Raw genomic sequence first — 24,758 nt, forward strand, 5'->3', positions numbered from 1 at the left:
CAGCGCAGCGCGCTCCAGGTTGGTTTCGCGCCGAACGACCGTCAGCCTGGACCCGTCGCCCAGCAGGTCGATCTGCTTGCCGTCGCGGATCAGACGGAAATGGTGAACCGTCAGCGTGTCCAGATCAGGGTCCCAAGTCAGCTGCAGGGAGCCGGCGTCGAGGCCCTGCGACGACGCGATCTTGTAGACCGAGCGGGTGTATGACGTGTCGCCGTCATCCGAAAAGCGGACCTGCGAGTCCGCCAGCAGCTCGACCGTCGCAGCGCCCTCCGTGCCTTGCGGTTCCGCCGGAATATCGGCCGGCATCACCCAGGCCGGCGGCGGCGCCACCAGCGGCCGATCCGACCGGGCGACGGCCGCCGCTCCAATCGTCAAGACGCAGGAAGACAACAGGAATTTCGCAAGCACACGCATTCGCACTTCCCCCCGGAAGCGAAGTCCGAAGGGTAAGTCTGCGGCGCCGCGCCGTCCAGCCTAAAGCGCGGCCAGCGCTGCCAGTCTTCCGCCGGCGCCGGTCACCTGAGGCGCGGCGCTCTGGGTCTGGCGGCGGTGGTGCCAGTCGCGGATCAGCTCGGCACTGGTGTGGTCCACGGCTTTCAGCGCGCTGAGGTCGAGGCGGACCGGGGCGTGGGCGGGGACGGCGTCCAACGCGGCGGACAGCCTGGGCAGCGTCAGGAAGCTGGCCACGCCGTCGAGGCGGATCGCATGGGCTTCGCCGTCGGGCTGCGTCTCGACCTTTAGCTTGAGGCGGCGGACGTGGGGCAGCAGCTCCAGTAGCGACAGCGCGATGCCGACCAGCACGCCGGTCAGCAGGTCCTCCGCCACCACCACCGCCAGCGTGGTCGCCCAGATCAGCGCGGGGAGAGGGCCGTAAAGGCGGAACAGGCTGGCGACATGGCCGACATGGACCAGCCGCCAGCCGGTCACGACCAGCACCGCCGCCAGCGACGCCATCGGAATCTCCGCCAGCACGAAGGGAAGCAACGCGACGACATGGGAGTAAATCCCATGCCGTCGGTCCTCGGCACGCCGAGGCTGGCCGGTCGCGCGCCGTCTCGCGAATAGCTTCGCTATTCGCGTGCGGCCGTGAAGTGACGGCTTTAGGCCGTCACTTCACTCGCTCGACTTGCTCGAACTCCAGTTCGACCGGCGTTGCGCGGCCGAAGATCGAGACGCTGACCTTCACGCGGCTGCGGTCGAAATCGAGCTCCTCGACGACGCCGTTGAAGCTGGCGAACGGGCCGTCCAGCACCTTGACCTGATCGCCGATCTCGTAATCGACCTTGATCTTGGTCTTGGGGGCGGCGGAGGCGGCCTCTTCCTTGGTGCTCAGGATGCGCGCGGCCTCGGCCTCGCTGATCGGCTGCGGCTTGTTGTTGGTGCCGAGAAAGCCGGTCACCTTCGGCGTGTTCTTGACGAGGTGATAGACGTCGTCGTTCATCTCGAGCTTGGCGAGCACGTAGCCGGGGAAGAATTTGCGTTCCGACTGGACCTTCTTGCCGCGGCGGACTTCGGTGACCGTCTCGGTCGGCACCTCGACATGCTCGACCAGCCGCTCAAGGCCCATGCGCGTGGCCTCGGCCATGATCGCGTCGCGGACCTTGTTCTCGAAACCGGAATAGGCGTGGATGATGTACCAGCGGGACATGGGGTTGCGGTTCCTGGCTTAGCGGGCGAAGTTCAGCAGCGAATGCACGATCGCGCTGAACAGGGAATCGATACCGAAGAAGAAGATGCCGAGCATCGCCGTCATGATGATCACCATCAGCGAGGTCATCATCGTCTCGCGGCTGGTCGGCCAGACCACTTTCGCGGTCTCTGCGCGCACCTGCTGCACGAACTGGGGAATGTCGCCGATCTTGATCGCCACTGTGTCTCGTCCGTCTTCCGGGTGAACGCCCCCGTCCGGGCCGGCGCCCGAGGGATGCTTCACCGATGTAGTGAGAAGTTCGGCGCTATAAAAGCAGAGTGTGGTTCAGGCAAGCCGTCACGGGCGCAAATCCCGTGACGTCGGTCGCCGCAATGCGGCGCTGGCCGGCCGTTTGCGCGCGCTTCGCGCGACGGCGTGCTGCTCCGCTTCACGCGCCGCTGCGCTGCTCTGCTACGCGCCTCGCTCCGGCGCCGCTTGCGTATCCCAAAGGCCGCGGCTACATCGCCGCCGGTCCGTTGGACAGGCCTAGGAGTGTAGCTCAGTTGGTAGAGCATCGGTCTCCAAAACCGAGGGCCGGGGGTTCGAGTCCCTCCACTCCTGCCACGCCGCCTTTCTCGAACGCGTGATCAGGCCGCCGCCGCGCTTCTGGTGCCGCCGGTGAAGAGGGCGCGGGCGTCGGCGGCGTTCATCGGGCGGCCGAACAGATAGCCCTGGACCTTGCGGCAGCCGAGGCGGCGGATCATCGCCAGCTCGTCGTCGGTCTCGACGCCTTCGGCCGTCGTCGACATGCCGAGGCTGTCGGCGAGCGCCACCACGGCGCGGATGATCGCGATATTCTCGGGCGTGTTGCTGGCGGCGCCCTGGACGAAGCTGCGGTCGATCTTGATCGTCGAGAATTTGGTGCGGCTCAGATAGCCCAGCGACGAATAGCCGGTGCCGAAATCGTCCAGGGACAGCTTCACGCCCAGCGCCATCAGCTCGCGCAGGACCGCGACCGCGTGCGGCGCTTCGGCCATGAACACCGATTCGGTGACTTCCAGCTCCAGCCGGCTCGCGGGCAGGCCGGTCTCCTGCAGCACGGCGGCGACCATCTTGGCGAAATTGCGGTTGTGGAGCTGCTCGAACGAGACGTTGACCGCGACGCGGACCGTTGACGGCCAGTGCGTCGCTTCGCGGACGGCGGTGCGCAGCACCCATTCGCCGATCGGGCCGATCAGCCGCGCCTGCTCGGCCAGCGGGATGAATTTGGCGGGCGAGACGTTGCCGAGCTGCGGATTGGTCCAGCGCAGCAGCGCCTCGAACCCCTCGATCGCGCCGGTCTCGCCGCTGACGACCGGCTGATACTGGAGGTGCAGCTCGCCGTTCGACAGTGCGCGGCGCAGCGCGATTTCCATCACGCGCCGTTCCTCGGCATCGACGTGGAGCTGCGGCTCATAGGCCTGGACGGTGGCGCCGCCGAGGTCCTTGGCGCGGAACAGCGCGAGGTTGGCGGAGCGGAGCAGCAATTCGGCCGTCGCGCCGTCGCGCGGACCGATCGCGACGCCGGCGCTCGCGCCGACGAACAAGGTGTGCTGGTCGATGTCGTAGGGCAGCGACAGCTGCTCGACGATCCGCTGCGCCAGCTTCTCCAGCCGCGCCTGGTCCGATCCGTCGTTGAAGACGATGCCGAACTCGTCGCCGCTCAGCCGGCCGCACAGGTCGTTGGGCCCGAGCAGCGCCTGCAGCCGCTCCGCGGCGCGGCCCAGAAGGATGTCGCCGATCGCATGGCCGAGCGTGTCGTTGACGTTCTTGAAGCGGTCGAGGCCGACGATCATCAGCCCGCAACGGCTGCGCCATTGCTCGGCATGGGCGAGCGCCTCGGCGACCACTTCGGACACATGCAGGCGGTTGGGCAGCCCGGTCAGCGTGTCGTAGCGCGCCATGCGGTTGATCTTGTCGGCCGAGTGGCGCTCGGCAGTCACGTCGGTGCCGGTGCCGCGAAAGCCGGCAAAGCCGCCGCGTTCGTCCTGCACCGGGGTGCCGTCCAGCTCCCACCACAAGGTCTCGCCGCCGATCGCGACCGGCAGGATCAGGTCCTTGAACGCTTCGCGATACTTGATCTTGTCCGCGAGCGTGCGGAGCGCGGCCGGGAAATTGCCGGTCTCCCATGTTTCGCCGGCCAGGATCTGCAGGAACGAGCGGCCTTCGAGCGCACCCGCCTCGTCGCCCAGCGCCAGCGCCAGGCGCGGCGACACGCCGGTCAGGTTCTTGGCGGTGTCGATCTGCCACGACCAGTCGGCATCGCTATATTCGTGCTCCAGCAGCTTCACGCGCGGCCCGTTGATCGCCTCCGCCAGCACCCGCGACGGGTGGCTGCCGGCCGACAGCGCGCGGACATTGGCGAGGCAGCGGGCGACCAGGATCGCATCGAACGCGATCGTCGCGACCAGCAGCATCAGGAGCGGCCAGCCGAGCGACAGCCCCCGGAGCGCGACCAGCGACAGCAGGCCCAGCGGCAGCGCCGAGGCGAGCATGATGGTCGTGACCAGAGTCCGCACGAAGCTGTGCGGAATCGCGTCGGAAGGCTGGCGCCGGAGTTGCTTCACGCGCCCGGAATTAAACCGTGTTCGTTAGCAAGCCGTAAGCGTGCCGTTCAGCTTCGGCCTCAGGCGGCGAGCGGCTGGATCTCGCCCGAGAGATAGAGGTTGCGCGCCTTCGCCCGGCTGAGCTTGCCCGAGCTGGTGCGCGGCAGCGTGCGTGGCGGGACGAGCTCGACCACGCAATTCATGCCGGTGATGCTGCGCACCTTTTCCCGGATCGCGTCGCGCAGGCGGGCGCGTTCCTCAGGGTCGGAGGTGCGGCACTGGACCAGCACTGCGGGCGTTTCCTCGCCGCCGGGCGTGGTGATCGCGAAGGCGGCGATGTCGCCGGCCTTGAACCCCGGCAGCTGCTCCACCGCCCATTCGATGTCCTGCGGCCAGTGGTTCTTGCCGTTGATGATGATCATGTCCTTGGCGCGGCCGACCACGTAGAGGTAGCCCGCCGACAGATAGCCCATGTCGCCGGTGTCCAGCCAGCCATCGACCAGGCAGGCGGCGGTCGCCTCGGGATCGCGGAAATAGCCGGCCATCACCGACGGGCCCTTGCACCAGATCTTGCCGATCGCGCGCTCGGGCAACGCCGCGTCGTTCTCGTCGCGGATCGCGACGATCATGTCCTTGGCCGGGCGGCCGCAATTGACGACCGCGCGGAAGCGCTGCGGCCCGTCATTGGCGGCGATGCCGCCGGCGAGCTCGGTCTCCTCCACCAGCTCGACCTCGATCCCTTCGCCCGGCGGCATGATGGTGACGGCCAGCGTCGCCTCGGCCAGGCCATAGCTCGGCAGGAAGGCGCCGGCCTGAAAGCCGGCATCGGCGAAGGCGTCGACGAACGACTGCATCACGTCGGGCCGGATCATGTCCGCGCCATTGCCGGCGATCCGCCAGCGCGACAGGTCGAACCGGTCGGACGCGCGCGTCTGGCTCGACATGCGCCTTGCGCAGATGTCGTAGCCGAAGGTCGGCGAATAGCTGATCGACGTGCCCGGATTGCGGCTGATCAGGTCCAGCCAGGCGAGCGGGCGGCGGGCGAAATCCTCGGTCTTCAGATAATCGACCGACACCTGGTTCGCGACCGGCGACAGCATGCAGCCGACCAGCCCCATGTCGTGATACCAGGGCAGCCACGAAATGCAGCGGTCGCTGTCCTGCAGCTCCATGCCGTGCGAGTGGGCGGACAGGTTGTTGAGCAGCGCGTGATGGGTGACGGCGACGCCGTGGGGGAAACGGGTCGATCCGCTCGAATATTGCAGATAGGCGATGTCGTCGGGCTTTGCCTGGGGCAGCGGCGCGCGCGGCGCGGCCGCCTCGCCGAAGGCTTCCCACGAAATCGCCGCGACGCCGGCCTGGCGCGCGGCTTCCTCGGCCATGCCCGCCAGTTCCTGCGGGAAGATCAGCATCACCGGATCGCAGCTCTGCAGCTGGACCTTGAGCTGGTCGACATAGGCGGAGGCGCCGCCGAACGAGGTCGGCAGCGGCAGCGGCACCGGCCAGGCGCCTGCATAGACGGCGCCGAAGAACAGCGAGGCGAATTCGGGCCCTGTCTCGGCGATCAGCGCGATCCGGTCTCCCGCGGAAATGCCGCGGCCGATCAGGCGATAGGCATGGGCCAGCGCGTCATGGCGCAGCTCCGCATAGGGATAGGCACGCGCGAGCGTTCCGCGCGGGTCATGGAAATTGAAGCCGCGGGCGCCGCGCGCGGCATAGTCGAGCGCTTCGGTCAGCGTCGCGAAGTCGGACAAACGGCGCGGCAGCGCGTCGTCCGTCGGCGTGGCGTTCTGGTCCGTCATTTCGTTCGCGTACGACCCTGATTTCCGTGCAACGGGCGCTTGCATCATCGCGAGTGGCCCTTTTCCCTTGCCTCAGTTCCCCTGCCGTTCGACACAACGCGCATGAGGCTCTGCGATCGTTGCTCTTTTATTCGCCGCCGCGGTCAAAATCGGACCTGAGTGTGGCACAATCGTGGCGTAGCCGACGGACCGATCCCGACGCAAGACGGCCCCGTCCGCTCGATGCGGCGGCGCTGGAGCGGATCGCACTACGCTATGTCGAGCGATATGCGACGACGCGCGCGAAGCTGGCCGCCTATCTGGACCGCAAGATCAGGGAGAGGGGCTGGGAGAACGAGGAGACGCCGGGCGTCGAGGCGCTGGTCGGCCGGATGGCGGCGCTCGGCTATGTCGACGATGCCGCGTTCGCAAGCTCGCGGGCGGCGGGCCTGACGCGGCGCGGCTATGGCCTGCGGCGGGTCGCGCAGTCCCTGAAGGCGGCGGGGATCGGCGAAGAGGATGCCGCGGCGGCGCAAGCGGCGGCGCGCGAGCAGGCGTGGGAGGCGGCGCTCACCTTCGCGCGGCGGCGCAGGATCGGCCCATTCGCGGCCGCCGCGCCCGATCGGCCGACTCGCGAAAAGGCGCTGGCGGCGATGCTCAGGGCGGGCCACGACCTCGCGATCGCGCGCCGGATTGTGGGGTCAGAACCCGGCTATGTCCCGGAATTGGACCAAGGTTAACACATGATGAATCTTTGTTTCGATTCTGCGACGGTTTCCGCTATGCTGAGTCCACGCACTTTGGGGGTTAAGTCGCGTGACGATGGAGACGATTGCAGCATCGGTTCTCGATGCGCCCGCCGAACAGGGTTGGGCAGGCGACGCCCTGTCCGGACAAGTTCATGAGCTCGAACGACATTCGGGCACCGTCAAATGGTTCGACGCGACCCGCGGCTTCGGCTTTGTCGTCGCCGACGGCGATGCCGGGGACGTGCTGATTCACTTTTCGGTGCTTCGCGACCATGGCCGACGCAGCCTTCCGGAAGGGGCCCGAGTCGAATGCCTGGCCGTCCGCCGCGAACGCGGGCTGCAGGCGCGGCGGCTGCTGACCTTCGACCTCAGCACCGCGACCGGGCCCGATCTGGACCTGCTGACGGCGCCGCGCGACCGCGTCGATCCGCTGGAGCTTGCCGACACCGCAGGCGCGCCGGAGCCGGTCCGGGTCAAATGGTTCAACCGGCTGAAGGGCTATGGCTTCCTGATCCGCGATTCCGACAGCGCCGACGTGTTCGTGCACATGGAGACGTTCCGGCGCGCCGGCATTCTGGAAATCCAGCCCGACCTGCCGCTGACCGCCCGCATCGCCGAAGGGCGGAAGGGGCCATTGGCGGTGATAGTCACGCCGCGAACCTAAGCCCTTTCCCCCGTCCGCCGCGCCCGCTAAACGCGGCGGCCATGGGTTTACTGTCTTCTGCATTCACATGGTGGAACGGCGCCACCTGGGGCACCGCGCTCTATACGCGCCTGAAGGGCGGCAAGGTGGGCGAGGACGACTGGGGGAACGTCTATTTCGAGGCGAAGAAGCCCGATTCCTACGGCGTCCGCCGCCGCTGGGTGATCTACAACGGATCGAACGATGCCAGCCGGGTGCCGCCCGAATGGCATAGCTGGCTGCACGGCCAGTCCGCCGACGTGCCCGACAAGGCGCTCCCGCCGGCGCGGCCGTGGCAGAAGGAGCCGATCCCGAACCTGACCGGGACGCCGCTGGCCTATCGCCCGCCCGGCGCGCTGGAAGCGGGCGGGCTGCGTCCGGCCTCCACCGGCGACTATGAGGCGTGGAGCCCCGACCAGGCATGAACCGCTGGACGATCGCCGGCGGAGCAGCGCTGCTGATCGCGATCGGCGGCGCGGCGATCGCGCTGCAGGACGACACGACTGCGCCTGCATCCACCGACGCGCCCAAAGCGACTCCGGCGCCGGCTGCGTCCGCATCGCCATCCCCGTCGCCCAGCGCGGCGCCGGTTGCGGGCAAGGCGACGCCGATGAACCAGCGAGTCGCGGTGCTGGGGCTGCTCAACAAGCGCAACGGCGTGTCGCGCGACCTGACGCTGAAGCCCGGCCAGTCCGTCCGCGTCGGCGACGTGATCGTGCGCCTGCGCGCCTGCGAGACGACGGCGCCCTGGGAGGTGCAGAAGCTGACGGGCGCGTTCGTGCAGGTCGACGTGCAGGGCTTCGACAAGCAATGGCGCCGGATATTTTCCGGCTGGCTCTACAAGGAATCGCCGTCGCTGAACGTGGTGGAGCACCCGATCTACGACGTCTGGCCCAAAAGCTGTACGATGACCTGGCCGGAGACCGGGCCGGATACGGTGCGGGTGTCGTCATCGTCCGGCGACGCCTCCGCGAAGCGCTCGAGCGCGCCGAAATCGGCGCCTGAGCCGGAACCGTCCCCATCGCCGTCTCCGACGCCTTCGCCGACCGCCAGCGCTTCGCCCAGCAACCCGACATAGACGTCGCGCGGCACCTCGACCGCGCCCAGCGAGGCGAGGTGCTCGGTGAGGAACTGGCAGTCGAGCAGCCGGTAGCGGCCGACCCGCAGCCGCGCGACCAGGTGCGCGAGCGCGACCTTCGAGGCGTCGCGGGCGCGCGAGAACATGCTTTCGCCGAAAAAGGCGCCGCCAAGGCTGACGCCGTAGAGGCCGCCGACCAGCGCGCCGTCCTGCCAGCATTCGACCGAATGGGCGTGGCCGCGCGAGAACAGCTCGTTGCAGGCCTGCTCGATCTGCGCGTTGATCCAGGTGCCCTGCGCACCCTGCCGCGCCTCCGCGCAGGCGGCGATCACGCGGGCAAAGGCGCGGTCCGCGGTGACGGCGTAGCGGTCGGAGCGCACCGTCTTCGCCAGCGAGCGCGACAGGTGGAAGCCGTCGAGCGGCAGGATGCCGCGCATCGCCGGCTCGACCCAATAGACGTCGCGCGCGCGCCGGCTGTCCGCCATCGGGAAGATCCCGGCGGCATAGGCACGAAGCAGCAGGTTGGTGTCGAGCGGCCGCATAATGGGGACAATAGTCATTCCGCCCCGGAACGGGGAGGCCCGGCGCGCTTTCCAATTCCCCGCCCAAGCGGCTAAGGCCGGCCGACCGCCCATTTTTCCCGGACCTGCCGTGCAACGCATCCTCCAGTCCGTTTTCTGGCTCGCGATCGCCGCGACCTTGTTCTTTGCGCTCAGGAAAGTGACGGTGTTCGTCCCGACCAGCGACAAGACGCAGCATGCGGTGACGTTCGCGTTCCTGACCGCGTTGGCTGCGGCAGCTTATCCGCGCGCGCGGCTGTGGGCGGTGGCCTTCGCGCTGTCGGGCTTCGGGGCGCTGGTCGAATTTCTCCAGCCCTATTTCCACCGCGACCGCGACTATCGCGACTGGATCGCCGACACGATCGGCATCCTGATCGTCTTCGCGATGGTGCTGATCGTGCGCAAGCTGCTGGTGCGCGGGCGGAACTCCGCCGTCTGATCCCTCGTTGGGCGGCGAAGAGGGATGCCGCCCAATGAAAATCGCAATCTTCGGCCTGACCGTCAGCTCGTCCTGGGGAAACGGCCATGCGACGCTGTGGCGCGGCCTGATCGGGGCGCTGGCGGCGCAGGGACACGAGGTGATCTTCTACGAGCGCGACGTGCCCTGGTATGCAGGCCACCGCGATCTGGCCGAGCTGCCGGGCGCGGCGCTCGTCATCTACAACGACTGGCAGGACGTTCTCGCGCGCGCCGCGGATTTCGTCGACGCCGACGCGCTGTTCGTCACCTCCTATTGCCCGGACGCGGTCGCGGCGAGCCGGCTGATCGCCGATCGCGCGCGCGGCGTGCGCGTGTTCTACGACCTCGACACGCCGATCACCCTGGGCCGGCTCGCGGCCGGCAGGGACGTCGAATATCTGCCGCCGGAGGGCCTCGGCGCGTTCGACCTGGTGCTCAGCTATACCGGCGGGCCCGCGCTCGATGCGCTGGAGAAGCAGCTCGGCGCGCAGCGGACGGCGCCGCTTTACGGCCATGTCGATCCGGACGTGCACCGGCCGGTCGCCGCCCAGCCGATGTTCGGCGGCGACCTGTCCTATCTCGGCACCTTCGCCGAGGACCGGCAGGCGCTGGTCGAGCGGCTGTTCCTGGAGCCGGCGCGGCGGCGGCCGGAAATGCGGTTCGTGCTCGGCGGCTCCGGCTATCCGCAGGATTTCCCCTGGACCGACAATATCTGGTTCATGCGCCACGTCGCGCCGCCCGATCATCCGGCGTTTTTCTGCTCCAGCCGGGCGACCTTGAACGTGACCCGGCGCGACATGGCGGCGATGGGCTGGTGCCCATCGGGCCGGCTGTTCGAAGCGGCGTCGTGCGGCGCGCCGATCCTGTCCGACGATTGGGACGGGCTCGACGCCTTCTTCACGCCGGACGAGGAAATCCTGCTGGTCTCGACGCCCGACGACGTGCTTGCCGCGCTCGACCGCGACGATATCGAGCTGCAGCGCATGGCCGCGCGGGCCCGCGAACGGACGCTTTCCGAACACAGTTCCGCCGAACGCGCGCGCGAGCTGGTCGGCCTGCTCCAGACCGCACCGGAGTATGCCTGATGTGGGGCGTCATTCCCGCCGCCGGGAACGGCACCCGCATCCAGCCGCTCGCCTTTTCCAAGGAACTGCTGCCGGTCGGCAGCCGCATCGATGCGAACGGCGTCGAGCGGCCCAAGGCCGTCAGCGAATATCTGATCGAGCGGATGGTGAAGGGCGGCGCGACCAAGATCTGCTTCGTGATCTCGCCAACGAAGTCGGACATCGTCAGCTATTATGGCGGCGGCATCGGGCGGGTGGATACGGCCTTCGTCGTCCAGCCGCAGGCGGCGGGCCTGTGCGACGCGCTGTTCCGCGCCTGCCCGCTTGTCGCGAAGGACGAGCCGGTGCTGATCGGCCTGCCTGACACGATCTGGTTCCCGGAAGACGGACTCGCGCGCCTGCCCGACGACCAGCTCTCCTTCCTCTGCTTTCCCGTCGATCGCCCGGAGCTGTTCGACGCCGTGGCTATGGACGAGGACGGCACGGTCGAGGAAATTCAGGTCAAGCAGGAGGGCGCGCGCTCCAACTGGGTATGGGGCGCGTTCAAGATGCCGGGCCATGTGTTCCATGATCTCTACCGGCTCTGGCGCGAGCCGGGGCGCGGCGACGAATATATCGGCACGCTGGTCAATGCCTGGCTGGCGCGCGGCAACCGCGCCACGGCAGTAAAGGCCGGCGAAAGCTATGTCGATGTGGGGACGCTCGGCGGCTATCGCAGCGCGATCCAGCTGCTGGCCCGCACCGGCGCGCCCGCGGTACGTGCCGCCTGATCTTGCCGCGCGGCTGGCGTCGGGCGAGCGGATCGAGGAGCCGGTCGCCATCGTCGTCGCGCATCCGGACGACGAGAGCCTGTGGCTGGGCACGGCGCTGACGCGCCTCGGCGACGCGACCTTGATCCACCTGACCGACGGTGCGCCAGAGGATATGCGCGACGCGGGCCGGCTCGGCTTCGCCAAGCGCGACGATTATGCCGGAGCGCGGGCGCGCGAGCTGGACGAGGCACTCGACACCCTGGGCGCACAGCCGCGGCGGCTGGCCTATGGCTTTGTCGACCAGGGCCTCGTCTGGCGCCTTCCCGAGCTGATCGAGCGGCTGCGCAAAGACCTTGCGGGCATGAGCGCAGTCGTCACCCATCCATATGAAGGCGGCCATCCCGATCATGACGCCGCAGCCTTCGCGGTGCGTCGTGCGTTTGACGGGGAAGTGGTGGAGTTCGCTTGCTATCATCTGTTCGAGGGTGAGCGCGTGTGGGGCCGGTTCCGGCCCGACCCGGCAGCGCCCGAGCATGCGCGCCCGCTGGACCCCGACGAGCAAGCCTTGGTCGGCCGCGCGATCGACGCGCATGCGACGCAGCGCGACGTGACCGGCGGTTGGCGGCCGGTCGCAGAGCGCTGGCGTGTGGCGCCCCGCTACGACTTCGCCGCGCCGCCGCCGTCCGGTGCCGCGCTTTACGACGGTTTCGGCTGGGCACTCACCTCGGCCGGGTGGCGCGAGGTGGCCGGGCGATGCTGACCGTGCTGAGCATTGGCTATCCGTTCGCGCCGGTGACCGCCGATCCGGCGGGCGGGGCGGAGCAGGTGCTGGCCCATCTCGATCGCGCCCTGGCGGCGGCGGGGCATCGCTCGATCGTGATCGCGCCGGAGGGATCGGACACAGCCGGCGAATTGCGCGCGGTCCCGGCTGCGGAAGGCGAGATCGACGGCGCGGCCCGGACGAAGGTGCACGGCGCCGTCCGCGAGCGCGTCGCCGCCGTTCTGGCGGACCAGCCGGTCGACCTGATCCACTATCACGGCCTCGATTTCGGCGTTTATTGCGCGGAAACCGAGCGCCCCCAGCTCGCCACGCTGCACCTGCCGGTCGCCTGGTATGCGGAGACGGCGCTCCGCTCCGGCGTCCACCTGCTGCCGGTGTCGCACGACGAAGCGGCGCGCGCGCCGGCCGGACTGGAGCTGCTGCCGCCGATCGCGAACGGCGTCGATCTGAGCCGCTACGGGCCGGCCGGCGCGAAGGCCGATTACGCGCTGGCGCTCGGCCGGGTCGCGCCGATCAAGGGATTTCACGACGCGATCGCCGCGGCAAGACGGGCCGGCGTGCGGCTGCTGCTGGCCGGGCGGCTCTACCCTTATCCCGAGCATCGCCGCTATTTCGAGGAGCAGGTCGCGCCGGCGCTGGACGACGCACATCGCTGGGTCGGCGCAGTGGCAGGCGAGGCCAAGGCCCGGCTGCTGGCTGAAGCCCGCTGCCTGCTGGTGCCGTCGACCGCACCCGAGACCAGCTCGCTGGTCGCGATGGAAGCGCTTGCCAGCGGCACGCCGGTGATCGCCTACCGGTCGGGCGCGCTCCCCGAGGTGGTGGAGGACGGCGTCACCGGCTTCATCGTCGACGATGCCGAGGAGATGGCGGACGCAATCGCCCGTGTGGACGCGATCGCGCCGTCCGCCTGCCGCGCCGCAGCGGAGGCGCGTTTTTCGGCCGAGCGCATGACCGCGGACTATCTGCGGCTCTACCACGAACTGGCGGCATGACGTCGCCACAGATCGCGCTGGTGCGATTGCTGCTGGAAGGCGCGGAGCTGCCCGAAAGCGGTCCGGTCGCCGAGCTCGCGCGCGCCCATCCGGGCCGGGTCGCCGAGGCGCGGGCGCTGATCGCCGCGGGTCTCGATCCGCCCGACAGCGCCGACGGTACCCGCGCGCTGTTCGACCGGCTGGCGACGGAGGCGCCCGAAGCCGGCGTCGCGCTTTATTCGCTGGGCGCGCCGGAGCTGCTGGATGCGGCCACCGCGGAGCTGGTCGGCGTGGTCGAGCGCTGGCATCCGCTCGTCGGGCAGGCAGTGCTCGATTTCGGCTGCGGCATCGGCCGGGTCGCCCGGGCGATGGCAGCGCATGGGGCGGAGGTGATCGGGCTCGATATATCGCCGGCGATGATCGCGGAGGCCGGGCGACGGGGTGGCGCGGTGCGCTACCGGGTCGGCGACGGGCACGGATTGGATGGCATCTCCGATGCGAGCCTGGACCTGATGCTGGCCGCCGATTCCTTTCCCTATCTGGTGGCTGCCGGGCTGCTGGAGGCGCATCTCGCCGAAGCGGCACGGGTGCTTCGCCCGGGCGGGTCGCTGATCGTGTTCAACTGGTCCTATCGCGGCGATGTCGCGGCGGATGCGGCCGAGGCCGCGCGGTTAGCGAATGCGCACGGGTTCGAGGTGCTGCGCTCGGCCGAATGGCCGTTCGCGATCTGGGACGCCGCCGGCTTCCAGCTGGTCCGCCGATGATGCTGGGCGAGGAAGGCTGGGCGCTGTGGCGGGGCGACTCTCACGCCACGCCTTTCCAGTCGCCCGCCTGGCTCAATGCCTGGGCGGCGCATCTGAGCGGGCAGGAGATTTATGTCGCCGAAGTGCCCGGCCGCGCGCTGCTGCCGCTGTTCCTGTGGGACGACAAGGGCACGCGCAAGCTGGTGCCGGCCGGGGCCGGGCACAGCGATTATTGCGATATGGTGGGCGATCCGGACGCGGTGCCGGCGCTGCTGGATGCGATCGCTGCCCTGCCCGTCGCGTGGGACGCGCTCGTGCTGCCCGATCTGCGGCCTGATTCGCCGTTGCTCCGCCCGCCGCCGCCTGGCTGGGCCGCGGAGGACGCGCCGCACGAAATCTGTCCGGTGCTGGCGCTGCCGCCCGGCAAACCGCTGCGGGAGCTGCTGTCGAAAACGCAGCGGCGCAAGCTGGCGCATGATCGGCACCGCGCCGACGACCTGCAGGACCTGAGCGTGTCGCTTGCCACCCCAGAGGACGTGCCGGAGGCCGTCGAGGCGATGTTCGCGCTTCACACGGCGCAGTGGAATGCGGCGGGGGAGCCGGGGATGCTCGCCGATCCGCGGGTCCGGGCCTTCCACCGCGCCGCCGCGCCTGCGCTCGCCGAAGCGGACCTGCTGCGCATGGCGGTGGTGCGCGAGGCCGGGCGCATCGTTGCCGTGCTGCTCGGCTTTCGCGACGCGACGCGCTTCCATTCCTATATCGGCGGCGTCGACATGTCGGTGCCCAGGCAAAGCTTCGGCACGCTCGCTTTCGCCTGCCTGATCGAAGCCGCCATCGCGGAGGGCGCGCGCGAATTCCACTTCCTGCGCGGCGAGGAGCCTTACAAATACAGCTGGGGGGCGCGGCCGATGCGGACGGTCAGGCGCACCCTCGGCCGTATCTAGATTGGGCATCTATTTCTGACTGTCGTCATCCCGGACTTGATCCGGGGTCCCGCTGCCTTTGAGCAGAAAGAAGAAGCGGGATCCCGGCTCAAGACCGGATAACGATGGAATGACCTAGCCGCGCGGGGCCTTGTCGAGCCAGAGCTGGAAGGCGCGCCAGGGCAGCGGCTTGTCGAAACGGATGCCGGCGACGTCGCCCTTGGTCCAGCGCAGCTCCGCATTGGTGGCGCCGATGCCGTCGATCGAGGCGACGATCGGCTCGCCGCGCCTGAGCGGCTGTTCGGGCCGGCAGCTGAGGCCGCCGATCGCGATGTCGATGATGTCGCCCAATATCGTCTCGCTTTCGCGGCCGATCAGCTTCACGGTGCCGCGGCGCATGAAACGCGGTGCGCGCGGCCGCACCCGCAGCAAGGTGCCGCGTTCCTCGCGCAGCACCTGCTCGACATTGACCTGGGCGTCGAATTCGATGCCGGCGCCGATGCCGCGCGCCCAGCGCACGATGCCGGTCATCTGCTTGTCGGAGCGGAGCTCGACCGTCACGTGCTGGTCGATCGCGGGCGGATGCAGGCATTCGAACATCAGCCCGCCCGCCGACAGGTTGCGGACGACGCACAGCTGATCGGCGCCGTCCCATACCGTCCGGCCGACGCGCAGCACGGAGATGTGGCGAGGGCCGACGCGGCGGTCGTCGAAATCGTCTTCCTGCGGGAAGGGGCGGGCAAGGGCAGCGTTCACGATCGGAGTCGCTACGGCCAATCGCTTAAAATTCCGCTTAATCCCGGGGCAGTATTCATGCCGGGTCCGGAACTGTCTTCAACCGCTCGCGTTGCCCTGCGAAAAGGGGTTTCGTTTGAAGGCGATCTGGATTGTGGCGGCGATGGCGGCATGGGCGCCGGGGCTCCCCGTGCGCGCGCAGGTGCAGCAATCGCCGCCCGGCGAAGCGATCGTGCCCGATGCGGAGTTCGAGGCGGCGCTGCCCAAGGTCGGCGACAACATCGACGCACCGCTAGCGCCGCTCCAGTCGTTCGACACGCCCGCGCCGCCGGCCCCCGACCCGGCGCTCAGCGAGCCGCTGCCGCCGCTCGCGACGTTCGACGTGACCACTCCGACCGAGCCGTCCAAGGCGGAGGAGGTCGAGAATGCGGCCACGATCCGCTACCGCGTGGTCGTCGAAGGGCTGGACAAGGTCGGGCTGGAGGGGCGATTCCGCTCGCTGTCGGCGCTCGACAAGGGCGACGGCCAGGCGGCGAACGGGGCGGTGGTGACGGCGCGCGCGCGCGAGGACGAGCGGCTCGCGGCGACGATCCTCCATTCGGAAGGCTATTACGACGCGGTCGTCACGTCGGCGGTGGCGCCGGTGCCGAACGAGCCGAACCGCGTGACCGCGACGATCAGCGCGGTGCCGGGCCCGCGCTATTCGTTCGGCACGATCGCGATCACCGGGCCGGGGACGGTGCCGCCGGGCATCGCCCGCGAGGCGCTGAAGCTGAAATCGGGCGAACCGATCATTGCCGCCGATGTGGAGGCGGCGGAGGCCAACATCCGCCTGCGGCTGCCGCAACAGGGTTATCCGTTCGTCGAGATGGGCCCGCGCGACGTGCTGCTCGATCCGGCGACGCATCTGGGCGACTATACGCTGCCGGTCGATCCGGGCGCGCGCAGCAGCTTCGGCGGCTTCACGACCGAAGGCAAGCTGGCGTTCGACGCGAAGCACGTCGCGGTGCTGTCGCGGTTCGAGCGGGGCGATCTCTACGACAGCCGCAAGGTGGACGATCTGCGCGAGGCGATGGTCGCGACGGGGCTGTTCTCCAGCGTCGCGGTCGAGCCGGTCGCGACCGGTCAGCCGGGGCCGGACGGCACCGAGCTCGTCGACCTGCGCGTGGTGCAGCAGGCGGGGCCGCCGCGCACGCTCGCTGCCCAGGCCGGCTATGCGACCGGACAGGGCTTCACGCTGCGTGGCAGCTGGACCCATCGCAACCTGTTCCCGCCGGAAGGCGCGCTGATCGTCGCCGGCGTCGCCGGAACGCAGGAACAGGGCGCGTCAGTCACCTTCCGCCGCTCCAACGCCGGCAAGCGCGACCGAACGGTCAACCTGGCCTTGAGCGCCTCGCACCAGGATTATGACGCGTTCGAGGCCTATACCGCGTCGCTGGCCGGCAGCATCTCGCGCCAGTCGACGCCGATCTGGCAGAAGGTCTGGACCTGGAGCTACGGCTTCGAGCTGCTCACCACCGACGAGAAGCGCAGCGATCCGACCCGCCGGCGCGACGACGGCACCTACTTCATCGGAGCGCTCCCGGCACAGATCGGCTATGACCGTTCGAACAACCTGCTCGACCCGACCCACGGCTTCCGCCTGACGGCGCGGGTCAGCCCGGAAGTGTCGCAGCGCGCGAAAGGCGCATTCGACCAATATGTCCGCGCGCAGATCGATGGCAGCGTCTATTACCCGGCCAGCGATAGCCTGACGATCGCGGGCCGGGTGCGTTTGGGCTCGATCGTCGGAGCGCCGCGCGACCGGATCGCGCCGTCACGGCGGCTCTATGCGGGCGGCGGCGGATCGGTGCGCGGCTTTGGCTATCAGGAACTGGGTCCGCGCGACGCGAACAACGATCCGCTGGGCGGGCGCAGCCTCAACGAGTTCGCGCTGGAGGCGCGCTACCGGTTCGGCAATTACGGCATCGTGCCGTTCATCGACGCCGGCCAGGTCTATCAGAGCAGCACGCCCAAGTTCAGCGACATGCGCTTCGGCGTCGGCATCGGCGGGCGGCTTTACACGAATTTCGGCCCGATCCGCGTCGACATCGCGACGCCGCTTGATCGCCGCAAGGGCGAGGCGCGGTTCACCGCTTATGTTTCGATCGGGCAGGCCTTCTGATGACCGCGCGGCGGATCGCGCTCTGGGCCGGGGGGATCGCCGTCGGGCTGGTCGTGCTCGTCGGCCTGTTGCTGGCCGGGCTGAATACCGATCCGGGCCGCCGCTTCATCGCCGACCGGATCGCCGGCTTCACCACCGCGTCGGGGCTGCATTTCCAGGTCGGGCGCATCGACGGCTCGATCTACGGCAAGATGGTGCTGCGCGGCGTCCGCGTCAGCGACACCAAGGGCGTGTTCGCGACCGCGCCGCGGATCGAGATCGACTGGCGGCCGTTCGCCTATCTCGGCAACCATATCGACATCCGGTCGGCGGTCGCGCCGCTGATCACGCTTGAGCGGCTGCCGGCGCTGAAGCCGGTGCCGAACCAGCCCAACGCGCCGATGCTGCCCGATATCGACATCGATATCGGCCGGCTGAAGATCGACCGGCTTGTGCTGGAGCCGCCGGTCTCGGGCGAACGGCGCGTCGCAACGGTCGAGGGCAGCGTGAAGATCGCCGACCGGCGCGCTCAGGTCAGGGCCGACGCGGCGGTGCTGGGCGGCGGCGACCGGCTGAAGCTGGTGCTGGACGCGGTGCCCGACGACAACCGCCTCGCGATCGACGCGCGGCTGGACGCGCCGGCGGGCGGCGTGGTCGCCGGCATGGCCGGGCTGACGGCCCCCCTTCATGTGCAGATCGGCGGCAAGGGCAGCTGGCAGGCGTGGAACGGCAAGCTGACGGCCACGCTTGGCGGCCAGTCGCTCGCCGATCTGACGCTGACCGCGCGGGACGGCACCTTCGCGCTCAATGGCCCGACGCATCCCGGCCTGATCGTCCCGGCCGCCGCACGCCTGACGGCGCCGGCGCTGAACGTCGACCTGACTGCGGCGCTGAACAAGCGCATTGCCGACACGAAGCTGGCGCTCCGCTCCGACGCGCTGGCGGTGGATGCGACGGGCGAAGTGGACCTCGCCCACAGCCGCTTCGGCGCGTTCCGGGTCGATGCGCGGCTGATCCGTCCGGCCTCGATCGCCCCGAACCTGAGCGGTCGCGACGTCCGGCTGGCGATGATCCTCGACGGGCCGTTCGTCCGCCCCGCGGTCGACTATCGGCTGAGCGCCGACGCGATCGGCTTCAACAACACCGTCGTCGAGCGCTTCTTCGCAAGCGGCCGGGCGCGCGTGGACAGCGACCGCATCCTGATCCCCGTCTCCGCGCGCGCCGCCCGCGTGACCGGGCTCAGCGCCAGCGTCGGCGGGCTGCTGACCAATGTCACGATCAACGGCCAACTCGCGATCAGCGGCGACACGATCCTGTCGGACAATCTGCGTATCCGATCGCCGCAGATCGACGCGACCGCAGTGGTGGTCGCGGACCTGTCGAGCGGCACTTACCGCGCCGGGTTGAAGGGGCGGGTCAACAATTATCTGGTGCAGGGCGTCGGCATCATCGGGCTGACGACCGACGTGGACCTGGTCACCACGCCCAAGGGCTTCGCGCTGACCGGGCGCTTTGCCGCCGAGACGGTGCGGATCGACAATGGCAGCGTCCGCAGCCTGCTCGGCGGCCACACGATCGTGACCGGTCGCCTGGCCTATGGCGATGGCGGCGTGGTGCGGGTCACGCGCCTGCGGCTCGCCGCGCCGAAGCTGAAGATCAGCGACGGCGGCGGCACCTATCGCCCCGACGGCCGGATCGCGTTCCGCGTGACCGGTGTGTCGGACCAATACGGCCCGCTGACGGTGTTCGTCACCGGCACAGCTGCGCGTCCGCAGATCCGCATCCGCGCGTCCCGTCCCAACATCGGCGTGCAGCTCACCGACGTCGACGCGCAGATCCGCTCGACCGGCAAGGGCTATGCGATCACCGCGACCGGTGGCTCGCCTTATGGTCCGTTCAGCGCCGACCTGTTCGTCGCGACCGGCGGCGGGGGACCGCTCGCGGTCGACATCCGCCGCGCGCATTTCGCCGGAATCGACTTCAAGGGCCGTGTGACGCAGACCGCCGCCGGGCCGTTCGCGGGGCAGCTGAGCCTTGCCGGCTCCGGCTTCACCGGCACTGTCCGTCTCGGCGCGCAAGGCAGCGTGCAGACCGCGCAGATCTCGGCGCGCGCGGTCGATGCGACGATCCCCGCCGAACCGCCGATCCATATCGGCCGCGCGACGATCGAGGCGCGGCTGGTGCTCTATGCCTCGGCACCGCTGATCGTCGCCGACATCCAGGCGGCGGGCGTTCGCCAAGGCCAGATGCTGGTCCAGACGGCGCGCGCCCGGATCAATTACCAGGGCGGCCGCGGCACCGCGGAACTGGTCGCGAAGGGCCGCAGCGGCGCCACATTCGAAATTGCCGCCAAGGCCGATCTGTCGCCGGGCCTCTATCGCGTCGCCGCGCAAGGCAAGGTCAACAGCATCGCGTTCCGTCTCGCGCGGCCGGCCGTGATCCGGGCGGAGGGCGGCGACTATGCGCTCGAGCCCGTCACGATCGTGCTGCCGCAGGGCCAGGTGCGGCTGACCGGGCGCTATGGGTCCGGCATCGAACTCCACGCCCGTTTCGACGATCTCGACCTGTCGGTGCTGAACGCCTTCGCGGCCGGCGCCGGCGTCGGCGGCAAGGCGACCGGCAGCCTCGATTTCGCCCAGACCGGCAGCGCCTTCCCGCGCGCCGACCTGCGCCTCAACGTCGACAATTTCACCCGCTCCGGTGCTGCCGTGGTGTCGGAGCCGGTCGACCTTGCCCTGCTCGGCACGCTGCGGCCGGAGGGCGGCGACCTGCGCGCGGTGATCCGCCGCGGCGGCCAGGCAATCGGCCGCCTGCAGGCGCGGCTGCAGCCGGTCGCGGCGGGCGCGAGCTGGACGAGCCGGCTGTTCGCGGCACCGCTCTCGGGCGGTATTCGTTACAACGGGCCGGCGAGCGTGCTCTGGTCGCTGACCGGCATTGCCGACCAGCAGCTCAGCGGCCCGATCGGCGTCGCCGCGGACTTCAGCGGCCGGCTCGACCAGCCGCAACTGACCGGGGTGATCCGCGCCAATGCGCTCGGCTACACCAACGAGACCTATGGCACCCGTATCCGCAATATCCATCTCTCCGGCCGCTTCACCAACGACCGGCTGGAGATCAGCGAATTCTCAGGCCAAGCAGGGGAGGGGACGATATCGGCGCGCGGCACGGTCGGCCTGTCCTCCGCCGCCGGCTATCCGATCGACGTCAGCGCGACGCTCGACCATGCCCGGCTCGCCCGCTCGGACGCGATCGGCGCGACCGCGACGGGCACGCTCCGGCTGACCAACAGCAAGGCGAACGGCGCGACCATCTCCGGCGACCTGCGCCTGCCGGAAGTGCGCTACCAGATCGTGCGGCAAGGCGCGGCCGAAGTCGCGGTGCTGGAAGGCGTGCGCCGCAAGGGCGCGCCGCCGCCTTCGACCGAGCCGGACGAGCCGCCGGCGCTGCCGGGCCTGTTCAAGCTGGACCTGCGTGTGCGGGCCGATAACCAGCTGTTCGTCAGCGGCATGGGCCTCGAATCCGAATGGGCGGCGGACCTGCGCGTGACCGGCACCAGCGCAGCGCCGCGGCTGATCGGCCAGCTCAATGTGGTCCGCGGCACCTACAGCTTCGCCGGCCGCCGGTTCGATCTGGACGAGACCAGCCGCATCACGTTCGAAGGCGGCACCAACCCCGCGCTCAGCATCCGCGCGACCGGTGACGTCTCTGGCACCGACATCACGATCGTGATCGGCGGGCGTGCCCAAAACCCGCAGATCAGCTTCAGCTCCAACCCGCAGCTGCCGCAGGACGAATTGCTGTCCCGCGCGCTGTTCGGCGAGTCGATCTCCAGCATCTCGGCGATCCAGGCGGTGCAACTGGCGGCCGCGCTGAACAGCCTGCGCGGTTCGGGCGGCGGGCTCAATCCGCTCGGCAAGCTCCGCTCCGTCGCGGGCATCGATCGGCTGCGCATTCTGGGCGCCGACGAGACCACCGGCCGCGGCACCGCGGTTGCGGCGGGCACCTACATCTCCAACCGCATCTATGTGGAGATCATCACCGACGCGCGCGGCTTCACCGCCACCCAGATCAATATTGCGCTGTCCAAGGCGCTCAGCATCCTGTCGCAGACCAGCTCCTTCTCGGGCACCAGCGTGGAACTGAGGTACCGGAAGGATTATTGAGCCAAGGCGGCATGTGATCTGATTGGCTCATACCGCTCGTCCCGAGCGGAGCGCGCAGCGCGAAGTCGAGAGGCGTGGGCTCCGGGCAGCGCCCCTCGACTTCGCTCGGGGCGAGCGAGCTGTTGAATGCAATTCTCTAAATGCCTTACCCCCGCAGCACCGGGCTGAAGGTCAGCTCGAAGCTGCTCCACCCCATTGCGTACAGCTCCGGCGGCAGGTGCACCGGCGAGCAGCGGACGACCGACTCGATCGCGGCGGCGGCCATTTCGTCGGCGAACATCTCGTTCTCGGGCGTGACGCCGCCTTGCGAGACCACCACCGGCACGCCGACGATGGTGCCGTCCGGCGCATAGCGCACCGCCAGCTTGGTGCTGATCCGCCGCCCGGTGCCGAAGATATTCGGCGCGCGGTAGCAGCGTTTCACCTGCGCGGCGGCGTCGGCGGTCACCTTGGCGACCAATTCGGCCGAGGGACGCTTCGGCATCACATAGACGGTGCGGGTGGGCGCGATCGTCGCGCAGGCGGCAAGCGCCAGGCCGGCAGCGATCGGGAGGAAGAGCGACCGCATCACTGCGGCCTGCCTCAGCCGCGGGGCTTGGGCGGGCGCCGCGGGCCCTGCGGGCGGCCGCCGGGAGAGGAGGGGGGCTTGGGCCCGCCGGGGCGCGGGCCGGACGGCGGGCGGCGCTCGCCGCGGCCGACCACCGGCGCCGGCGCGGGGCCGCGGCGCTCCGGCAGGCCGCCCCGCGGCATCACCGAATAGCCTTCCTTCAGCAGCCGCGTGAACGCCGAGCGGACGTTGGTCGCGATCGCCGCCTGCACTTCGTCGGGCAGGTCGGACAGGGTGACGTTCGCGTGGATCGCGTTCAGGTCCCTCAACAGGGTGTTGGGCAGCCCCTTGGACGCGGTCTTCAGCGCCTGGATCGAATCGATCACGGCGGAAAACAGGATGTCCTGCATCAGGTCGGTCGCGCTCTTCGTCATGCCTCCTATCTAACGCGCGGCGCGAACAATGGTAGCCTCTCAGGCGAACGGGAAGGACGGAACCGCCGGACCGACCGTGGCGATCAGGCTGAGGCTCGCGAACAGCAGCGAAGCGGCGAACGCGGCGAGACGGGTGGAGATGTCGTACGAACGGGTCATGTTGGTGTCCTTTGCCAATCGCGGCGGCCGATCCGCCGGTTGCCCCATGCTTCGCAACTGGCGTGCCAAACCGGTAAGTTGTTGATTATACGTTTGAAGCAAAATGCGGCCTACTTCGGGCGTCGCGACAGTTGGTGAATTTCACCACGGATCGGTGGATTTTCGGCGATCCCCTTTTTCCGGGAAGGACGCTCGCTCTCGTCCGGAGTCGTGTTATCCGCGCCCGATGAGGCGCAGCGCGTGAGCGGCAGGAACGGGCGGACGCCGGTGCTGATCGGCGGCGGGCAGGCGACGTACCGCGGCCCGCCGGCGCGGTCGCCCGAACTGTCGCCGGCAGGCTTTGCGGCGGCGGCGGCGCAGCGGGCGCTGGCCGATGCCGGCGTGCGGGCGGAGCAGGTCGACCGCATCGCCGCTGTCCGCATGACTGCCGACAATGCGGCCAAGGGTCCGAGCACTTTCCCTCGTGCCGTCGCCCGCCGGATCGGCGCGGACCCGCGCGAGGCGATCTACGGGCATCTCGGCGGCCAGTCGCCGCAGGCGTTCGTCAACGAATGCGCCGAGGCGCTGTACGCGGGAATTTGCGACATGGCGCTGATCGTCGCGGCCGAAGCGACGGGCCTGGAACGCGCCGCGCGCCGTGCGGGCATCGATCTCGACCGGGCGGAGGACGCGCCGGGCGAGTGCGACGATCGCGGTCCCGGCGACCTGCGCGTCCATCCGGTCGAGGCGCAACATGGGCTCTACGTGCCGGTCATCGTCTATTCGCTGATCGAGCATGCGCTGCGTGCTCGGCTCCGCCGCACGCGCGCCGCACATGCCGAAGCGATGGCGCAGCTGTTCGCCGCCTTCTCGCGCGTCGCCGCGGCCAACCCGCACGCCCAATTCCCCGTCGAGCGCAGCGCCGAATTCCTGAGCACCGAGAGCGCGGAGAATTACCGCGTCAGCGATCCGTATCTCAAATGGCTGGTCGCGCAGGATGCCGTGAACCAGGGCGCGGCCGTGCTGATGACGACCGTTGCAACCGCCGACGCGCTCGGCATCCCGACGGAGCGGCGCGTCCATCTCCACGGCTATGCGAGTGCTGCGGACGTGCCGCTGATCGAGCGCGTGGACATGGCCGCCTCGCGCCCGCTCGAGCTCGCCGTTCGCGCCGCATTCGACATGGCAGGCTGGGACAGCGGCGAGATCGCGCTGGCCGACATCTACAGCTGCTTTCCCTGCGCGGTGTTCGCCGCGTGCGAGGCGCTGGGCCTGCCGGCGCATGACGGTGCCGCGCTGACGGTGACCGGCGGGCTTCCTTATTTCGGCGGAGCGGGGAACGGGTACAGCCTGTTCGCGATCGCCGAGATGATCGCGCAGCTCCGCGCCCGGCCCGGCGTCAAGGGCCTGGTGACCGCGAACGGCGGCTTCCTGTCGAAGGAAGCGGTCGGCCTCTATTCGACCGAGCCGCCGCGCGACTGGCGGCCGGCGCCGGCCGTGACCGCCGCGCCCGAGCGTGTGGCCGTCGATCCGGTGCCGCAGGGCAACGGCACGATCGAGAGTTTCACTGTCGCCTTCAACAGGGGCGCGCCAGCGCACGGGATCGTCACCGGGCGCACCGAGTCCGGGGCGCGGTTCGCGGCGACGGGAGAGGCGGCCGGCCTGCTTGACGGAGAGCCGATCGGACGGCGCGTGCGGATCGCACCGGACGGGAAGATCAACACTTTTGTCCTGCATTGATCGCGCACGATCAACTTCCGGTGAAGTTTTCCCGATCCGGGCCAATTGAAGGACATTCCAGGCTTGGAACGAGGTCCCGTCCATGCCAAGGGCATTGGCA

23 protein-coding genes, 1 tRNA gene and 1 pseudogene are annotated in these 24,758 nt (G+C 69.4%); 15 read left to right on the forward strand and 10 right to left on the reverse strand.

Annotated elements, in window-relative coordinates; all coding sequences use genetic code 11:
- From VFT73_RS07740 to secE, 4 genes are all read right to left on the reverse strand, one after another.
- The coding region (locus tag VFT73_RS07740; protein WP_326409675.1) for a DUF3857 domain-containing protein at positions 1–414 on the reverse strand (414 nt) is incomplete at its 3' end.
- Between the two features lie 60 nt (positions 415–474).
- Positions 475–954 carry a hypothetical protein gene (locus VFT73_RS07745; RefSeq protein WP_326409676.1) on the reverse strand — a complete coding sequence of 160 codons (480 nt, stop codon included), beginning with the start codon at positions 952–954 and terminating at the stop codon, positions 475–477.
- A gap of 154 nt (positions 955–1,108) precedes the next feature.
- Positions 1,109–1,648: a transcription termination/antitermination protein NusG gene (nusG, locus tag VFT73_RS07750; RefSeq protein WP_326409677.1), complete on the reverse strand. Its 540-nt coding sequence runs from the start codon at positions 1,646–1,648 to the stop codon at positions 1,109–1,111.
- Between the two features lie 18 nt (positions 1,649–1,666).
- Complete coding sequence (gene secE, locus VFT73_RS07755; protein WP_414712806.1) at positions 1,667–1,870, reverse strand: preprotein translocase subunit SecE; 204 nt, start codon at positions 1,868–1,870, stop codon at positions 1,667–1,669.
- Between the two features lie 308 nt (positions 1,871–2,178).
- Here secE and VFT73_RS07760 point away from each other — a divergent pair.
- Positions 2,179–2,254, forward strand: a tRNA-Trp gene (locus tag VFT73_RS07760).
- A 23-nt stretch (positions 2,255–2,277) separates the two neighbouring features.
- On the opposite strand, the gene VFT73_RS07765 is transcribed toward VFT73_RS07760, so the two are convergent.
- Positions 2,278–4,236, reverse strand: a complete 1,959-nt coding sequence (locus tag VFT73_RS07765; protein ID WP_326409678.1) for a putative bifunctional diguanylate cyclase/phosphodiesterase — start codon at positions 4,234–4,236, stop codon at positions 2,278–2,280.
- 59 nt (positions 4,237–4,295) lie between these two features.
- Positions 4,296–6,017 carry a fatty acyl-AMP ligase gene (locus VFT73_RS07770; RefSeq protein ID WP_326409679.1) on the reverse strand — a complete coding sequence of 574 codons (1,722 nt, stop codon included), beginning with the start codon at positions 6,015–6,017 and terminating at the stop codon, positions 4,296–4,298.
- A 161-nt stretch (positions 6,018–6,178) separates the two neighbouring features.
- Here VFT73_RS07770 and VFT73_RS07775 point away from each other — a divergent pair, with 161 nt between their 5' ends.
- The 4 genes and pseudogenes from VFT73_RS07775 to VFT73_RS07790 form a co-directional block, all read left to right on the forward strand.
- Positions 6,179–6,736 (forward strand): regulatory protein RecX, encoded by a 558-nt coding sequence (locus tag VFT73_RS07775; protein WP_326409680.1) that lies wholly within the window; start codon positions 6,179–6,181, stop codon positions 6,734–6,736.
- Between the two features lie 82 nt (positions 6,737–6,818).
- On the forward strand, positions 6,819–7,409 hold the full coding sequence (locus VFT73_RS07780; protein WP_326409681.1) for a cold-shock protein: 591 nt from the start codon (positions 6,819–6,821) through the stop codon (positions 7,407–7,409).
- 41 nt (positions 7,410–7,450) lie between these two features.
- Positions 7,451–7,852 (forward strand): NADH:ubiquinone oxidoreductase subunit NDUFA12, encoded by a 402-nt coding sequence (locus VFT73_RS07785; RefSeq protein WP_326409682.1) that lies wholly within the window; start codon positions 7,451–7,453, stop codon positions 7,850–7,852.
- A gap of 185 nt (positions 7,853–8,037) precedes the next feature.
- Positions 8,038–8,271 (forward strand): annotated as a pseudogene (locus VFT73_RS07790) (DUF2155 domain-containing protein); the annotation flags it as partial.
- A 35-nt stretch (positions 8,272–8,306) separates the two neighbouring features.
- On the opposite strand, the gene aat reads toward VFT73_RS07790, so the two are convergent.
- A complete protein-coding gene (gene aat / locus VFT73_RS07795) occupies positions 8,307–9,047 on the reverse strand; it encodes a leucyl/phenylalanyl-tRNA--protein transferase (protein ID WP_326409702.1) in 741 nt (246 codons plus the stop codon).
- A gap of 109 nt (positions 9,048–9,156) precedes the next feature.
- Between aat and VFT73_RS07800 the strand changes: the two genes are divergently transcribed.
- The 7 genes from VFT73_RS07800 to VFT73_RS07830 are packed head-to-tail and all read left to right on the forward strand — an operon-like array spanning position 9,157 to position 14,779.
- On the forward strand, positions 9,157–9,504 hold the full coding sequence (locus VFT73_RS07800; protein WP_326409683.1) for a VanZ family protein: 348 nt from the start codon (positions 9,157–9,159) through the stop codon (positions 9,502–9,504).
- A 34-nt stretch (positions 9,505–9,538) separates the two neighbouring features.
- A complete protein-coding gene (locus VFT73_RS07805) occupies positions 9,539–10,609 on the forward strand; it encodes a CgeB family protein (RefSeq protein ID WP_326409684.1) in 1,071 nt (356 codons plus the stop codon).
- Positions 10,609–11,358: a sugar phosphate nucleotidyltransferase gene (locus tag VFT73_RS07810; RefSeq protein ID WP_326409685.1), complete on the forward strand. Its 750-nt coding sequence runs from the start codon at positions 10,609–10,611 to the stop codon at positions 11,356–11,358. The genes VFT73_RS07805 and VFT73_RS07810 overlap by 1 nt, the downstream gene beginning before the upstream one ends.
- Complete coding sequence (locus tag VFT73_RS07815) at positions 11,348–12,100, forward strand: PIG-L family deacetylase (RefSeq protein ID WP_326409686.1); 753 nt, start codon at positions 11,348–11,350, stop codon at positions 12,098–12,100. The genes VFT73_RS07810 and VFT73_RS07815 overlap by 11 nt, the downstream gene beginning before the upstream one ends.
- Entirely contained in the window at positions 12,094–13,113 is a 1,020-nt protein-coding gene (locus VFT73_RS07820; protein ID WP_326409687.1) for a glycosyltransferase, read from the forward strand. The genes VFT73_RS07815 and VFT73_RS07820 overlap by 7 nt, the downstream gene beginning before the upstream one ends.
- The gene (locus VFT73_RS07825) at positions 13,110–13,856 is read left to right on the forward strand and encodes a class I SAM-dependent methyltransferase (protein ID WP_326409688.1); all 747 of its coding nucleotides are present in this window, start codon (positions 13,110–13,112) and stop codon (positions 13,854–13,856) included. The genes VFT73_RS07820 and VFT73_RS07825 overlap by 4 nt, the downstream gene beginning before the upstream one ends.
- On the forward strand, positions 13,805–14,779 hold the full coding sequence (locus VFT73_RS07830) for a GNAT family N-acetyltransferase (protein WP_326409689.1): 975 nt from the start codon (positions 13,805–13,807) through the stop codon (positions 14,777–14,779). Before VFT73_RS07825 ends, VFT73_RS07830 begins: the two co-directional genes overlap by 52 nt.
- A 114-nt stretch (positions 14,780–14,893) precedes the next feature.
- Here the strand turns inward: VFT73_RS07830 and VFT73_RS07835 are convergent, their stop codons facing one another.
- Positions 14,894–15,514, reverse strand: coding sequence for a PilZ domain-containing protein (locus tag VFT73_RS07835; RefSeq protein ID WP_326409690.1), 621 nt, complete (start codon positions 15,512–15,514; stop codon positions 14,894–14,896).
- A 115-nt stretch (positions 15,515–15,629) separates the two neighbouring features.
- Here VFT73_RS07835 and VFT73_RS07840 point away from each other — a divergent pair, with 115 nt between their 5' ends.
- Both VFT73_RS07840 and VFT73_RS07845 read left to right on the forward strand, forming a co-directional pair.
- Positions 15,630–17,657: an autotransporter assembly complex protein TamA gene (locus VFT73_RS07840; RefSeq protein WP_326409691.1), complete on the forward strand. Its 2,028-nt coding sequence runs from the start codon at positions 15,630–15,632 to the stop codon at positions 17,655–17,657.
- Positions 17,657–21,799 (forward strand): translocation/assembly module TamB domain-containing protein, encoded by a 4,143-nt coding sequence (locus VFT73_RS07845; protein ID WP_326409692.1) that lies wholly within the window; start codon positions 17,657–17,659, stop codon positions 21,797–21,799. The genes VFT73_RS07840 and VFT73_RS07845 overlap by 1 nt, the downstream gene beginning before the upstream one ends.
- A 145-nt stretch (positions 21,800–21,944) precedes the next feature.
- Here VFT73_RS07845 and VFT73_RS07850 read toward each other — a convergent pair whose 3' ends face one another.
- Both VFT73_RS07850 and VFT73_RS07855 read right to left on the reverse strand, forming a co-directional pair.
- The gene (locus tag VFT73_RS07850) at positions 21,945–22,367 is read right to left on the reverse strand and encodes a hypothetical protein (RefSeq protein ID WP_326409693.1); all 423 of its coding nucleotides are present in this window, start codon (positions 22,365–22,367) and stop codon (positions 21,945–21,947) included.
- A 14-nt stretch (positions 22,368–22,381) separates the two neighbouring features.
- A complete protein-coding gene (locus VFT73_RS07855; RefSeq protein ID WP_326409694.1) occupies positions 22,382–22,780 on the reverse strand; it encodes a hypothetical protein in 399 nt (132 codons plus the stop codon).
- A 399-nt stretch (positions 22,781–23,179) separates the two neighbouring features.
- On the opposite strand from VFT73_RS07855, the gene VFT73_RS07860 reads away from it, so the two are divergent.
- Positions 23,180–24,658 (forward strand): hypothetical protein, encoded by a 1,479-nt coding sequence (locus tag VFT73_RS07860; protein ID WP_326409695.1) that lies wholly within the window; start codon positions 23,180–23,182, stop codon positions 24,656–24,658.
- Positions 24,659–24,758 lie beyond the last annotated feature (100 nt).

This window comes from Sphingomonas sp., assembly GCF_035758555.1.
In the GTDB taxonomy this organism is placed as follows: Bacteria; Pseudomonadota; Alphaproteobacteria; order Sphingomonadales; family Sphingomonadaceae; genus Sphingomonas_B.

Bases quoted from the DNA above. Each gene is read 5' to 3' on its own strand.
- VFT73_RS07745 (WP_326409676.1), bottom strand. From the start codon at position 954: ATGGCGTCGCTGGCGGCGGTGCTGGTCGTGACCGGCTGGCGGCTGGTC.
- nusG (WP_326409677.1), bottom strand. From the start codon at position 1,648: ATGTCCCGCTGGTACATCATCCACGCCTATTCCGGTTTCGAGAACAAG.
- VFT73_RS07770 (WP_326409679.1), bottom strand. From the start codon at position 6,017: ATGACGGACCAGAACGCCACGCCGACGGACGACGCGCTGCCGCGCCGT.
- VFT73_RS07780 (WP_326409681.1), top strand. From the start codon at position 6,819: ATGGAGACGATTGCAGCATCGGTTCTCGATGCGCCCGCCGAACAGGGT.
- VFT73_RS07785 (WP_326409682.1), top strand. From the start codon at position 7,451: ATGGGTTTACTGTCTTCTGCATTCACATGGTGGAACGGCGCCACCTGG.
- aat (WP_326409702.1), bottom strand. From the start codon at position 9,047: ATGCGGCCGCTCGACACCAACCTGCTGCTTCGTGCCTATGCCGCCGGG.
- VFT73_RS07805 (WP_326409684.1), top strand. From the start codon at position 9,539: ATGAAAATCGCAATCTTCGGCCTGACCGTCAGCTCGTCCTGGGGAAAC.
- VFT73_RS07810 (WP_326409685.1), top strand. From the start codon at position 10,609: ATGTGGGGCGTCATTCCCGCCGCCGGGAACGGCACCCGCATCCAGCCG.
- VFT73_RS07820 (WP_326409687.1), top strand. From the start codon at position 12,094: ATGCTGACCGTGCTGAGCATTGGCTATCCGTTCGCGCCGGTGACCGCC.
- VFT73_RS07825 (WP_326409688.1), top strand. From the start codon at position 13,110: ATGACGTCGCCACAGATCGCGCTGGTGCGATTGCTGCTGGAAGGCGCG.
- VFT73_RS07830 (WP_326409689.1), top strand. From the start codon at position 13,805: ATGGCCGTTCGCGATCTGGGACGCCGCCGGCTTCCAGCTGGTCCGCCG.
- VFT73_RS07845 (WP_326409692.1), top strand. From the start codon at position 17,657: ATGACCGCGCGGCGGATCGCGCTCTGGGCCGGGGGGATCGCCGTCGGG.
- VFT73_RS07850 (WP_326409693.1), bottom strand. From the start codon at position 22,367: ATGCGGTCGCTCTTCCTCCCGATCGCTGCCGGCCTGGCGCTTGCCGCC.
- VFT73_RS07855 (WP_326409694.1), bottom strand. From the start codon at position 22,780: ATGACGAAGAGCGCGACCGACCTGATGCAGGACATCCTGTTTTCCGCC.